A 13,433-nucleotide genomic window follows, 5' to 3' on the forward strand; every position below is an offset into this window, starting at 1 on the left:
GGTCGACAACCCATCTACCAGGAGCTTCACCTCTTCCGGAACATCACCCCCACGCCAACTGGTCAGCCGCTCAGCCAAGTTGGAAACGGCTCAGTTCTTTTCGCGCACGTCAGGATCACTGACACGCCCCTAACTCTTGTTCAGCGCCATTGCCAACGACAAGATTCGGGTAATTCCCCCGTAGTTGCGCGACCGAGGTTTTCGGCCTCGCTGGCTCTATCGAATCGGGGTATCCGCTCGACTGTCCAGGAAATTACATGTGACGCCGGTCACATGCAGCCGAATCCACGAGTATGGCAAAGCCTGGAGAAAATATGGGCTTCCCCGGTTTCCAGGGCAAAGCTCCGGCCTTCCCGGCCGACCCGGACCCGGCGCACCCGCCGGCCGGCGCGGACCGTCAGGCGTACGACACCCCGGTCAGCCGCTCGGAGGCGGCCCACAGCCGCTCGCCCATCGCGTCGTCGACGGTCCACGGCGCCCGCCAGGAGGGTGCGGGCGCGCCGCGCCACATCGCGAAGGACGGGCCGGTGAAGGAATCGGGGCGCACGCCGGGGGCGGTGGCGGCGTACAGGACGGGCAGGGCGCCCGCCTCGGCCGGCTGCGCGAAGAGCCGGTTGCCGAGCGTGACGAGCCGCTCGGCCGTCCGTCGTCCCGCCATCCGCGGACCGGCGGCCTGGAGGTTGGTGGCCGCGTATCCGGGGTGGGCGGCGGCCGCCACCACGTCCGCGTCGTGCGCCGCGAACCGGCGCGCGAGCTCGTGCGTGAAGAGCAGGTTGGCGGTCTTGGAGCGGGCGTAGGCGAGCCAGCGGTGGTAGCGGCGCTCGCTGTTGAGGTCGCGGAGGTCGATGTTGGCGAGCGCGTGCATCAGGCTGGAGACGGTCACCACGCGGGCGCCGGGCGTGGCGAGCAGGACGGGCGCGAGCAGTCCGGTGAGCGCGAAGTGCCCCAGGTGGTTGACGCCGAACTGGGTCTCGAACCCGTCGGCGGTCGTCCCGTACGGCAGCGCCATCACCCCGGCGTTGTTGACCAGCAGGTCGAGCCGCCCGTGGCGGAAGCCGTCCGCGAACTCCCGGACGGAGCGCAGGTCGGCCAGGTCCAGCCGGGCGCACTCGACCGCCGCGCCCGGCACCTCGCCGGCGATCCGGCCGGCCGCCGCGGCACCGCGTGCCTCGCTGCGGCAGGCCAGCACCACGCGGGCGCCCCGGCGCGCCAGCTCCCGGGCGGTGACGTAGCCGAGCCCGCTGTTGGCGCCGGTGACGACGGCGGTCCGGCCGCTCTGGTCAGGGACGGCGCTCGCGTTCCAGTCGGGCATCGGCAGTCTCCCTCGGACGGGCTCGGGACGGACTCTGGACGGGCTCGGGTGCGGGCTCGGGTGCGGGCTCGGGCGCGGGCTCGGGCGCGGGCTCGGGCGCGGGCTCGGGTGCGGGCCTCCGGCGCACGGGCCCGGTGTCTCCGACGTTTCTCCGACGTACGGAAAGGGGCGGCACCCCCGCACAAGGGTGCCGCCCCTTCTGGTGAGCACCGGAGCCGCCCCCGATCGGTTTGGTCGGGGACCGGGGACGGCTCCGGAGCCGTTGGGGGGCCGGTGAGGGGGCCGGCCCCCGGGTCAGCGGTGGTCGCTGCCCTCCGACTGGGTGGCCGCGCGACCGGCCTCCAGTCGGGCCACGGGGATGCGGAACGGCGAGCAGGAGACGTAGTCCAGACCCACCTCGTGGAAGAAGTGGACCGACTCCGGGTCACCGCCGTGCTCGCCGCACACGCCGAGCTTCAGGTCCGGGCGGGTCTCCCGGCCGGCCTTCGCGGCGGCCCGCACCAGGGAGCCGACGCCGTCCTTGTCGATCGTCTCGAACGGCGACACCCCGAAGATGCCCTTCTCCAGGTAGGCCGTGAAGAACGAGGCCTCCACGTCGTCCCGGGAGAAGCCCCACACCGTCTGGGTGAGGTCGTTGGTGCCGAAGGAGAAGAACTCCGCGGCCTCGGCGATCTGGCCGGCGGTCAGCGCGGCGCGCGGCAGCTCGATCATCGTGCCGATCGCCAGCTTCAGCTCGGTGCCGGTGGCCTCCTGCACCTCGGCGATGACCTGGTCGGCCTCCTCGCGGACGATCTCCAGCTCCTGGACCGTGCCGACGAGCGGGATCATGATCTCCGCGCGCGGGTCGCCCTTGGCGTTCTTGCGCTCGGCCGCGGCCTCGGCGATGGCGCGGACCTGCATCGTGAACAGGCCCGGGATGACCAGGCCGAGGCGCACGCCGCGCAGGCCCAGCATCGGGTTCTGCTCGTGCAGCCGGTGCACCGCCTGGAGCAGGCGCAGGTCGTTCTCGTGCGGGTCCTTGCGGGACTCGGCGAGGGCGACGCGCACCGACAGCTCGGTGATGTCGGGCAGGAACTCGTGCAGCGGCGGGTCGAGCAGGCGGATGGTGACGGGCAGGCCGTCCATCGCCTCGAACAGCTCGACGAAGTCCTGCTTCTGCAGCGGCAGCAGCTGCTTCAGCGACTCCTCGCGCTCGGCGTCGGTGTCGGCCAGGATCAGCCGCTCCACCAGCTCGCGCCGGTCGCCGAGGAACATGTGCTCGGTGCGGCACAGGCCGATGCCCTGGGCGCCGAACCGCCGCGCGCGCAGCGCGTCCTCGGCGTTGTCGGCGTTGGCGCGCACCCGCAGGCGGCGCTTGCGGTCGGCGAACGCCATGATCCGGTGCACGGCCTCGACGAGTTCGTCGGCGTCGTCGGCGCCGGCGTGCATGCGGCCTTCGAAGTACTCCACGACCGGCGAGGGCACGACCGGGACCTCGCCGAGGTAGACCTTGCCGGTGGAGCCGTCGATGGAGATGAGGTCGCCCTCCTCCACCACGTGCCCGCCGGGGACGGTCATCCGGCGCCGCTTGGTGTCGACCTCGAGCTCCTCGGCGCCGCACACACAGGTCTTGCCCATGCCGCGGGCGACCACGGCCGCGTGCGAGGTCTTGCCGCCGCGGGAGGTGAGGATGCCCTCGGCCGCGATCATGCCGTCGAGGTCGTCGGGGTTGGTCTCGCGGCGGACCAGGATGACCTTCTCGCCCGAGCGCGACCACTTCACGGCGGTGTACGAGTCGAAGACCGCCTTGCCGACCGCGGCGCCCGGCGAGGCCGCGATGCCCCGGCCGACCTGCTCGGTCTTGGCGTGCTCGTCGAAGCGCGGGAACATCAGCTGCGCGAGCTGGGCGCCGTTGACGCGCTGCAGCGCCTCGGTCTCGTCGATCAGGCCCTGGTCGACCAGCTGGGTGGCGATGCGGAAGGCGGCGCCGGCGGTGCGCTTGCCGACGCGGGTCTGCAGCATCCACAGCTGGCCGCGCTCGATGGTGAACTCGATGTCGCAGAGATCCTTGTAGTGGTTCTCCAGGGTCTCCATGATCCGCATGAGCTGGTCGTACGACTTCTTGTCGATCCGCTCCAGCTCCGCGAGCGGGACGGTGTTGCGGATGCCCGCGACCACGTCCTCGCCCTGCGCGTTCTGCAGGTAGTCGCCGTAGACGCCCTGGTGGCCGGAGGCGGGGTCGCGGGTGAAGGCGACGCCGGTGCCGGAGTCGGGGCCGAGGTTGCCGAAGACCATCGAGCAGACGTTGACCGCGGTGCCCAGGTCGTGCGGGATGCGCTCCTGACGGCGGTAGAGCCTGGCGCGGTCGCCGTTCCAGGAGTCGAAGACCGCCTTGATGGCGAGGTCCATCTGCTCGCGCGGGTCCTGCGGGAAGTCCCGGCCGGCCTCCTTCTTGACGATCTTCTTGAAGGTGGTGACCAGCTTCTTGAGGTCGGCGGACTCCAGCTCGGTGTCGACCGTGACCTGCTTGGCCGCCTTGGCCTTGTCGAGCGCGTCCTCGAAGAGGTCGCCGTCGACGCCGAGGACGGTCTTGCCGAACATCTGGATCAGCCGCCGGTAGGAGTCCCAGGCGAACCGCTCGTCACCGGCCTGCTTGGCCAGACCCTGGACCGACTTGTCGGACAGGCCGATGTTCAGGACGGTGTCCATCATGCCCGGCATGGAGAACTTCGCCCCGGAGCGGACCGACACGAGGAGGGGGTTGTCGGCCTGCCCCAGCTTCTTGCCCATCTTCTCCTCGAGGGCGGAGAGGTGCGCACTCACCTCGTCACGCAGTGCCGCCGGTTCCTCGCCGCTGTCGAGGTAGACCTTGCAGGCCTCGGTGGTGATGGTGAAGCCGGGCGGGACCGGGAGGCCGAGGTTGGTCATCTCGGCGAGGTTGGCGCCCTTGCCGCCGAGGAGGTCCTTGAGGTCCTTGTTGCCCTCGGTGAAGTCGTAAACGAACTTCACGCCCTCAACGCTGTTGGCCTGCGCGGCTACGTGGGGTTCTTTGTTTTCCGACACGGGTCTCGACTCCTCGAGGACGCGGTGGCTGCCCTGACGGCGAGGAACATACCCAGATCGAAGGCCCATGGGTACGTCCACTTGCGCGTCATGCGCCCGTAACCAGTCGGCTGCCAGCGGATCGAAAGTCAAAGCTTGGCAAGCGACAACGGGCGAGTGTTTTCACTTCTTGAACACATCAACCCCCGTAGAGGCATCCCGAGTGCTCATCTGAGCGGCTTACAGCACGCCTGATTTCGATCGATGAACGATCAAGTGATGGCACTGAGTGCCACCCCTTGGAAAAGTGCAGTCGTGCAAGATCCGCTCATCTGAGCACAACCCTTATCAAGGGTGGCGAGAATCACGCTCCCGCAGAGGGTCCGGTTTCACCATGCGGACGCGTCCTGGAACGGAAACACGCGCGTCACGCGCCCGTACGTCACACCGTCACACATCTCGCGGAAGATCACACCCCGAGTGCCCGCAGCCGCTCCTCCACCGCCTCCGGCGCGTACAGGTGCTCCACGACCAGCGCACCGGCCCCCACCAGCGCCGCCCGCTCGCCCAGCCGCGAGGTGACGACGTCCAGATGAGCGGTGGAGCGCGGCAGCGCCCGCTGGTAGAGCAGTTCGCGCACACCGGTGAGGAAGGGGGTTCCGGCCAGATCCCCGGCGATCATCAGCACCCCGGGATTGAGCAGCGTCACCACGGTCGCCAGCACGTCCCCGACCCGCCGTCCGGCCTCCCGCGCGAAGCCGACCACGTCCGGGTGCCCGGCCGCCAGCAGGTCGCGCACGTCCGAGCCGGACTCGGCCGGCACACCGGCCTCCGCCAGCCGCCGCGCCACCGCCCAGCCGCTGGCGACGGCGGCGAGGCAACCGTAGGAACCGCAGCGGCACAGCGCCTCCGTGCCCACCCGGATGTGCCCGATGTCGCCGGCGCCCCCGTCGACGCCGCGGTAGACGGAGCCGCCGACGACGACCCCGGCGCCGATCCCGGTCGACACCTTGACCAGCACGAACGCCGAGCAGTCGGGGTATCCGGCGCGCTGTTCGCCGTACGCCATGAGGTTGGCGTCGTTGTCGACCAGGACGGGGACCGCCGGGGCGCCGGTGTGTTCGGTGAACGCCCTGGCCAGGCGGCCGGTTATGTCGTAGCCGTCCCAGCCCGGCATCATCGGCGGCTGCACCACCCGGCCGGTCTCGCTGTCGACGGGCCCGGGCACCGCGAGCCCGATGCCGCAGACGTCCCCGGCACGCCGGCCGGCCTTCTCCAGCAGGTCGGCGAACCAGCCGCCGAGTTCGCCCAGCACGGCGTCCGGGCCGTCCTCGACGGACTGCGCGCCCGTCTGCTCGGCGAGGATCTCGCCGGCCAGCGACAGGACGGCGGCGCGGGCGTGCCGGGTGTCGAGGTCGGCGGCGAGGACGACGGCGTGCTCGTCGTCGAACTCCAGGGTGATGGAGGGGCGGCCGCCCAGCGGCGAGTCGACCGGGCCGCCGGCGCCCTCGCGCAGCCAGCCCGCGCGGAAGAGGCGGTCCAGGCGCTGGCCGACGGTGGCCCGGGACAGTCCGGTGGCCTGCTGGAGCGCGCCGCGCGTGGTGGCCCGCCCGCTGCGCACCAGTTCGAGCAGATCACCGGCGCGAGCCTGTCCTCCCTGTCCTCGTCCCGTCATGCGCACCCCCTTGTGTTTCTCAAGCCTGCATTACATATTGAGTTTTGCGTGTTAAATAGACGTAACCCTACGGTACCCATGACCGAACCGGCCGGCCGTATGTCTTTCGGGGAGCCCCGAGTGGATCGCACCGCCCAACTCACCGCCCGCGTCACCGAGCGAGCCTTCGCATACGATCCGCCCCCGACGGCAACACCGACGGCTTCCCCGACGGCATCCGCGGCCTCTCCGGTGGCTTCTCCGGCCTCTCCGCCGACCTCTCCGGCCGCGGACGCGCTGCACCGCAGGGCGGCGCGCGTGCTGGAGGACAACTGGAGGGGCAGCTCGACGGTGCCCTCCCGCGGCCTGTACCCGCACCAGTGGTCGTGGGACTCGGCGTTCATCGCCATCGGCCTCAGGCACCTGTCGCCGTTACGGGCCCAGACGGAACTGGAGACGCTGCTGGACGCCCAGTGGGGCGACGGACGCATCCCGCACATCGTCTTCAATCCCTCCGTCCCGCTCGACGCGTACTTCCCGAGCCCCGACTTCTGGCGCTCCTCGACCGCGGGGCGCGCTGCGGGCGCCCCGCGCACCGTACAGACCTCCGGCATCGTGCAGCCACCGGTGCACGCGCTGGCGGCCTGGCTGGTGCACCGCGCCGATCCGGGCCTGTCCCGGGCCCGCGGCTTCCTGGCCCGGGTGTACCCACGGCTGGCCGCCTGGCACCGCTACCTGATGCACCGGCGGGACCTGGGCGGAGGCGGGCTGGCGTCCGTCGTGCACCCCTGGGAACAGGGGATGGACAACAGCCCCTGCTGGGACGCGCCGCTGAGCCGGGTCACGCCCGCCCCGGCCCGCTCCTTCCGCCGCGCCGACCTCGCCCACGGCTCGCCCGAGGACCGGCCGACGGACCTGGACTACGGGCGCTACGTGCGGCTGGCGGCCGACTACCGGGACCGGGGGTACGCCGACCTGGCGGTCAGCGGGGCCACGGGGGCCACAGTGGTCCCGGGGCTCACCGGGGCCACGGGGGCGGACCGTTCGAGAGGCGGCGGGGCGGGGACGGGCTTCGCCGTCGAGGACCCGTGCTTCAACGCCCTGCTCATCGCCTCCGAGCACGCGCTGGCCCGGATCGCGCGGGAGCTGGGGGCCACCGGCACGGCCCGGCACGCGCGCGCACAGCGGCTGACGTCGGTCCTCGTGGACCGGCTGTGGGACCCGGCGGAGGGCATGTTCTTCTGCCGGGACGTGGTGAGCGGCGAGCGGATCCCCGAGCGGAGCGTGTCCGGCCTGATCCCGCTGCTGCTGCCCACCCTGCCCCGCGAGGTCGCCGCCGCCCTGGTGCGCACGGCCGGCGGCGAGCACTTCGGGCTCGGCACCGCCACCCGCCTGGTCCCCAGCTACGACCTGCTCGGCGAGGCGTTCGACCCGCACCGCTACTGGCGGGGGCCGGCCTGGTTCAACACCGGCTGGCTGCTGGAGCGCGGGCTGCGCACGCACGGCGAGCGGGAGCGGGCCGACGCGCTGTGTGCCGCGGTGCTCGACCTGGCCGGCGCCACCGGCTTCGCGGAGTACGTCGACCCGTACACCGGCGAGGCGTGCGGGACGAGCGGCTTCAGCTGGACCGCCGCCCTCACGCTGGATCTGCTCCACTCGCGCCCCGGACACGCCGTGTCCGCCACGGGCGCCCGCACGTTCGAGATGAGTGATCAGGGAGTAAGGGGAGGCGACCGGGGATGACGGACCGGCACCATCTGCTCGTGCACGGCGGGACCTTCGCGGCCGTGGGCGACGGCGGGGACATCAGCGGTGTCGTCCGGGGAGCCGGCTCCCCGGACGGGTTGTTCGTGCGCGACGCCCGGCACCTCAGCCGCTGGCAGCTGACGGTCGACGGCGCGGTGCCGGAGGCGCTCACGCCGGTCGCGGACGGGGACACGGCGCGCTGCGTCCTCGTCCCGCGCGGCGGGCGCCAGGAGCCGCCCGCGTACACGATCTTCCGGGAGCAGGCCGTCGGCGACGGCGCGTTCGTCGAGTCGGTGCGGGTGACCGGCAACCGTCCGGTGGCGACGACCGTCCGCCTCGCGGTCACCGTGGACGCCGACTTCACCGACCAGTTCGAGCTGCGCTCGGACCACCGCACCTACGCCAAGACCGGCGCCGTGCGCCACCGCCGGGTGCTCGACGACGGGGTGGAGTTCGGCTACCGGCGCGGCGAGTGGCAGTCGTGCACGACCGTGACGGCCGAGCCCGCCCCGGACGGCGTGGAGGAGACGGGCACGGGCGCCCGCCGCCTGGTGTGGACGCTGGAGCTGCCGCCGCACGGCACGGTGGAGCTGGCGCTGCGGGTGGCGGCGCGCCCGCACGGGGCGACGAGCGAGCCGTGGGTGCCCGCCTCCCCCGCCGCCGCCACCGAGCGGCTGCTGGAGCTGGAGGGCGAGTTCGTGGAGGGCGTCGCCTTCCCGACCGGCTGGCCCGAGCTGGCCGCGGCCTGCGCGCGGGGCCTGGCCGACCTGGCCTCGCTGCAGGTCCCGGCGACCGGACCGGACGGCGAGGAACTGCGCGTCCCGGCGGCCGGCGCCCCCTGGTTCCTGACCCTGCTGGGCCGGGACGCCCTGCTCACCTCCCTCTTCGCACTGCCGTACCGCCCGCAGCCGGCCGCCGCCACGCTGCTCGCGCTGGCCGCCACGCAGGCGAGGGAGACCGGCGCGGTCTCGGTGGCCCAGCCCGGCAAGATCGTGCACGAGGTGCGCCACGGCGAGCTGGCGCACTTCGGGCAGGTGCCCTACGGGCGGTACTACGGCTCCGTGGACGCGACGCCGCTGTTCCTGGTGCTGCTCGGCGCGTACGTCGAGCAGACCGGCGACACGGCCCTGGCCCGCCGGCTGGAGCCGCACGCCCGCGCGGCGGTGGGCTGGATGCTCGACCACGGCGGACTCACCTCGCGCGGCTACCTGGTCTACCGCTCCGACCGGGGCGGCCTCGCCAACCAGAACTGGAAGGACTCCCCCGGCGCCATCTGCTCGGCCGACGGCACCCGCGCCACCGGCCCGGTGACGGCGGCGGGGGCCCAGGGGTACGCCTACGACGCGCTGCGCCGCACCGCGCAGGTGGCGCGGACGGTGTGGGACGACGAGGTGTACGCGGCGCTGCTGGAGCAGGCGGCGGCCGATCTGCGCGACCGCTTCCAGCGGGACTTCTGGATGCGGGAGCACTCCTTCCCCGCCCTGGCCCTGGACGGCGAGGGCCGCCAGGTGGACGCGCTGGCCTCGGACGCCGGGCATCTGCTGTGGTCGGGCCTGCTGGACAAGGAGTACGGCGAGCAGGTGGGCCGGCGGCTGCTGGAGCCGGACTTCTTCTCCGGCTGGGGAGTGCGCACGCTGGCGGCGGGGCAGCCGGCGTACCACCCGCTGTCGTACCACCGGGGTTCGGTGTGGCCGCACGACAACGCGCTGCTCACGCTGGGGCTGGCCCGCTACGGCCTGCACGACGAGGCCCGCACGGTGGCGCACGCCCTGGTGGACGCCGCGACGGCGACCGGACACCGGCTGCCGGAGGTGCTCGCCGGCTACGGACGGGACACCCACCCGGAGCCGGTTCCCTACCAGCACGCGTGCGTACGCGAATCACGCTCGGCAGCGGCACCACTCGCCCTCCTGACAGCAGTCGGCGGCGCGTAGGCGCTCCGCGCGGGGCGCGCAACGACGGCGACCGGCACCACCCGCCGGAGGCACCCCCCGGGCACGGGCGCCACCCCCACGCGGACCCGGCGCCCCACCCGCACGCCTGCATGCGCGAGCCCCGGTCGGCAGCGCACAGACGCCCCGCACGGAGCTGCGCGGCGAGCAGGCACCGGCCCCGCCCAGCGGCTCGCGGGGTACAGGCGCCGCACCCATGGGAGCCGGCGCCCCACTCGCACACCCGCGTGCGCGAGCCCCGGTCGGCGGCGCGCAGACGCCGCGCGCGGGGCTGCGCGCCGCGCAGGCGCCGGCCGTCCGACGTGCTTGTCGGGTACGCGTGCCGCGCCTGCGGGGAGCCGGTGCCTTGTCCGCGTGTGTATCTGCGCGGGTAAGGCACCGGTGGCGTGCAGGCGCCCCGCGCCGGGCCAGGCGGCGGCGACCGGGACCGGGTGCCGGAGGTGCTCGCCGGGTACGGGCGGGGCGCCCACGCGGAGGCGGTGTCCTGCCCGCACGTGTGCGTGCGGGCAGCACGGCCGACGGCGGCCGGACGCCCCGCGCGGAGCCCGTCCGTGGTGGCGTTGACCAGCCGTTTGCCGGGTGTTTGCCCGGGACTGTGAACAGGCGTCCGCGGTCGGCCGTACGGGAGGACGGCGGGCCCCGAGCCTCCCCGGTGCGGTCCGCCCTCCGCCACGGGCCTCGCACGGAAGGACCTTCGGGTGCCTGTCTTCACGCGCCTTCGTCAACTGCCGGACACGACCGACCCCGTGAGCGGGGAGCCGTCGCCCGGGGCCGGGACCGCGAGCGCGCCGGAGCCGGCGGCCCCCGCGCGGAACGCCCTGCGCGCCCGGCTGGCCGCCCTGCGCGACCGCCATCCGAGGGCCGTGCGCGCCGCCCGCCGGACCGTCACCGCCCTGGCCGCGGCCCTGGTGCTCGGGGCGCTGCTGTTGCCGAACACGTCGGCCGCGCTGCGGCCGAACCGGTTCACCCGGATCCCGGTGGAGGCGATCATCGGGGCGGCCGTGCTGCTGGCGCTGCCGCGCCGCCGGCCGCGGCAGGCGGTGGCGGCGCTGGCCGGGCTGGCGCTGGGCGCGATGACGATCCTGAACCTGCTGGACATGGGGTTCACCGACTATCTCGGCCGCGGCTTCAACCCGGTCCTGGACTGGGAGCTGCTGGACGACGCGCGGTCGTACGTCCGGGATGCGATGGGCGGCGCCGTGGCGGCCGGCGCGGCCGTCGGCGTCGTCGTCCTGGTCCTGCTCGTACTCGGTCTCATGGCCCTGGCGACGGTCCGGCTCGGCAACCTGCTGGACCGCAACCGGCGGACGGCGACCAGGGCGACGCTGCTGGCCGCCGTCGTGTGGGTGCTGTGCTCCGGTCTGGGACTGGAGCTCATGGGCATGCCGGTCGCCTCCGACCGCACCGCCGCGGCCCTGCGGATCCAGGTGCGCCGGGTGCGGGACACCCTGCGGGACGAGGCCGCCTTCGGCAAGGAGGCCAGGAGCGACACCTTCGGCAACACGCCGGGCAGCCAGCTGGTGCCCGACCTGCGCGGCAAGGACATGATCTTCACGTTCATCGAGAGCTACGGCCGCAGCGCGATCGAGGACCCGATCATGGCGCCCGGTGTCGACCGGACGCTCGACGCGCGCACCGCGGCCCTCGCGAAGGCCGGCTTCCACGCCAGGAGCGGCTGGCTGACGTCGGCGACGTACGGCGGCAGCAGCTGGCTGGGGCACTCGACGACCCTGTCGGGCCTGTGGATCGACAACCAGCAGCGCTACCGCACGGTCATGGCCAGCGACCACCTGAGCCTCACCAAGGCGTTCAAGAAGACGGGCGCCTGGGACACGGTCGGCATCATGCCGGGCGTGCAGAAGGGCTGGCCGGAGGCGAAGTTCTACGGCCTGGACAAGGTGCGCAACGCCTTCCAGCTCGGCTACCGGGGCCCGAAGTTCAGCTGGTCGACGATGCCCGACCAGTACGCCCTGGAAGCCTTCCAGCGCCTGGAGCACGGCAGGAAGCGCGACAAGCCGCTGATGTCGGAGATCATCCTCACCTCCAGCCACCAGCCCTGGGCGCCGGTCCCGAAGATGGTCGGCTGGGACGAACTCGGTGACGGGTCGGTCTTCGACGCGATCCAGAAGGCCGGCAAGAAGCCGTCGGACATCATCACCAGCCCGGCCAAGTCCCGCGCGGAGTACGGCAAGTCCATCCAGTACTCGGTGACCGCGCTCACCGAGTGGCTGGAGCGCTACGGCGACGACGACACCGTCCTGGTCTTCCTCGGCGACCACCAGCCGATCGCCCGCGTCAGCGGCGACCACGCCAGCCGTGACGTGCCGGTCTCGATCGTCGCCAAGGACCCGAAGGTCCTCGACAGGATCAGCTCCTGGGGCTGGACGGACGGCCTGCGCCCGGCCCACGACGCCCCGGTGTGGAAGATGAGCTCCTTCCGCGACCGCTTCCTGACGGCGTACGGATCCACTCCGCACCCGAAGAAGGGATGAGGGCTCCCCGCCGGGGCATCGCGGCGGGGGGCGGGGCGTCACGGCCGGAGGCGCCAGGCGCCGGACGCCGGACGCCGGATGCCGGGCGCCGTCGAAGGGGCGGGTCAGCCGCCCGACGTGTCCAGTTCGGCGTCCTCGCCGACGCCCGCGCAGTCGTACGGGTCCTTCAGCCAGCCGTCCGGCAGGACCACCCGGTTGTTGCCGGAGGTGCGGCCGCGGGGGCCGTCGGCACCGGCCGGCCAGGGCTGGTCGAGGTCCAGTTCGTCGAGGCCGGCGCGGAGCTCCTCCAGGGAGGAGGTGACGGCGAGGCGCTTGCGCATCTCACTGCCGACCGCGAAGCCCTTCAGGTACCAGGCCACGTGCTTGCGGAAGTCGATCACGCCCCGCGAGGCGTCGCCGAGCCATGCGCCGAGGAGGGCGGCGTGCCGGACCATGACATCGGCGACCTCGCGCAGGGCGGGCCGGGCGATGTCGTCGTCGCGGCCCTCGAAGGCCGCCACCAGGTCGGAGAACAGCCACGGGCGGCCCAGGCAGCCGCGCCCGACGACGACTCCGTCGCAGCCGGTCTCCCGCACCATCCGCACGGCGTCCTCGGCCGACCAGATGTCGCCGTTGCCGAGCACCGGGATCTCCGGGACGTGCTCCTTCAGGCGGGCGATGGCGTCCCAGTCGGCGGTGCCGCCGTAGTGCTGGGCGGCGGTGCGGCCGTGCAGGGCGATGGCGGTGACGCCCTCCTCGACGGCGATCCGGCCGGCGTCGAGGTAGGTGAGGTGGTCGTCGTCGATGCCCTTGCGCATCTTCATCGTCACCGGGAGGTCCCCGGCGCCCGACACCGCCTCGCGCAGGATCGCGCGCAGCAGGTTGCGCTTGTACGGGAGGGCCGAGCCGCCGCCCTTCCTGGTCACCTTCGGCACCGGGCAGCCGAAGTTGAGGTCGATGTGGTCGGCGAGGTCCTCTTCCGCGATCATGCGGACGGCCTTGCCGACGGTCGCCGGGTCGACGCCGTACAGCTGGATCGAGCGGGGCGTCTCGCTCGCGTCGAAGCGGACCAGCTGCATGGTCTTCTCGTTGCGCTCGACCAGCGCCCGGGTGGTGATCATCTCGCTCACGAACAGGCCCTTGCCACCGCTGAACTCCCGGCACAGGGTGCGGAAGGGCGCGTTGGTGATCCCGGCCATGGGGGCGAGGACGACGGGCGGCTGGACGCTGTGCGGGCCGATCTGCAGGGGCGTGGTGGGCGTGGGCATTCCCCCATT

At 72.9% G+C, this 13,433-nt stretch carries 7 protein-coding genes; 3 read left to right on the top strand and 4 right to left on the bottom strand.

The window, feature by feature from the left end:
* Nucleotides 1–397: 397 nt before the first annotated feature.
* The 3 genes from ACH4ZX_RS37400 to ACH4ZX_RS37410 all read right to left on the bottom strand — a co-directional run bounded on the left by ACH4ZX_RS37400 (nucleotide 398) and on the right by ACH4ZX_RS37410 (nucleotide 6,008).
* Nucleotides 398–1,312 carry an oxidoreductase gene (locus tag ACH4ZX_RS37400; RefSeq protein ID WP_398282902.1) on the bottom strand — a complete coding sequence of 305 codons (915 nt, stop codon included), beginning with the start codon at nucleotides 1,310–1,312 and terminating at the stop codon, nucleotides 398–400.
* A gap of 294 nt (nucleotides 1,313–1,606) precedes the next feature.
* The gene (gene ppdK, locus ACH4ZX_RS37405; RefSeq protein ID WP_398282904.1) at nucleotides 1,607–4,354 is read right to left on the bottom strand and encodes a pyruvate, phosphate dikinase; all 2,748 of its coding nucleotides are present in this window, start codon (nucleotides 4,352–4,354) and stop codon (nucleotides 1,607–1,609) included.
* Nucleotides 4,355–4,802: 448 nt separating this feature from the next.
* Nucleotides 4,803–6,008: an ROK family protein gene (locus tag ACH4ZX_RS37410; RefSeq protein ID WP_398282906.1), complete on the bottom strand. Its 1,206-nt coding sequence runs from the start codon at nucleotides 6,006–6,008 to the stop codon at nucleotides 4,803–4,805.
* Nucleotides 6,009–6,128: 120 nt separating this feature from the next.
* Between ACH4ZX_RS37410 and ACH4ZX_RS37415 the strand changes: the two genes are divergently transcribed.
* The 3 genes from ACH4ZX_RS37415 to ACH4ZX_RS37425 all read left to right on the top strand — a co-directional run bounded on the left by ACH4ZX_RS37415 (nucleotide 6,129) and on the right by ACH4ZX_RS37425 (nucleotide 12,177).
* A complete protein-coding gene (locus ACH4ZX_RS37415) occupies nucleotides 6,129–7,730 on the top strand; it encodes an MGH1-like glycoside hydrolase domain-containing protein (protein ID WP_398282908.1) in 1,602 nt (533 codons plus the stop codon).
* A complete protein-coding gene (locus ACH4ZX_RS37420) occupies nucleotides 7,727–9,667 on the top strand; it encodes a glycogen debranching N-terminal domain-containing protein (RefSeq protein WP_398282910.1) in 1,941 nt (646 codons plus the stop codon). Before ACH4ZX_RS37415 ends, ACH4ZX_RS37420 begins: the two co-directional genes overlap by 4 nt.
* Nucleotides 9,668–10,383: 716 nt before the next feature.
* Nucleotides 10,384–12,177 (top strand): CDP-alcohol phosphatidyltransferase, encoded by a 1,794-nt coding sequence (locus ACH4ZX_RS37425; protein WP_398282912.1) that lies wholly within the window; start codon nucleotides 10,384–10,386, stop codon nucleotides 12,175–12,177.
* Between the two features lie 104 nt (nucleotides 12,178–12,281).
* On the opposite strand, the gene dusB is transcribed toward ACH4ZX_RS37425, so the two are convergent.
* Nucleotides 12,282–13,424 (bottom strand): tRNA dihydrouridine synthase DusB, encoded by a 1,143-nt coding sequence (dusB, locus tag ACH4ZX_RS37430; RefSeq protein ID WP_398282914.1) that lies wholly within the window; start codon nucleotides 13,422–13,424, stop codon nucleotides 12,282–12,284.
* Nucleotides 13,425–13,433 lie beyond the last annotated feature (9 nt).

It is taken from the genome of Streptomyces sp. NPDC020490, assembly GCF_044335305.1.
GTDB lineage: Bacteria > Actinomycetota > Actinomycetes > Streptomycetales > Streptomycetaceae > Streptomyces.

Bases quoted from the DNA above. Each gene is read 5' to 3' on its own strand.
- ACH4ZX_RS37420 (WP_398282910.1), top strand. From the start codon at position 7,727: ATGACGGACCGGCACCATCTGCTCGTGCACGGCGGGACCTTCGCGGCC.
- ACH4ZX_RS37410 (WP_398282906.1), bottom strand. From the start codon at position 6,008: ATGACGGGACGAGGACAGGGAGGACAGGCTCGCGCCGGTGATCTGCTC.
- ACH4ZX_RS37400 (WP_398282902.1), bottom strand. From the start codon at position 1,312: ATGCCCGACTGGAACGCGAGCGCCGTCCCTGACCAGAGCGGCCGGACC.
- dusB (WP_398282914.1), bottom strand. From the start codon at position 13,424: ATGCCCACGCCCACCACGCCCCTGCAGATCGGCCCGCACAGCGTCCAG.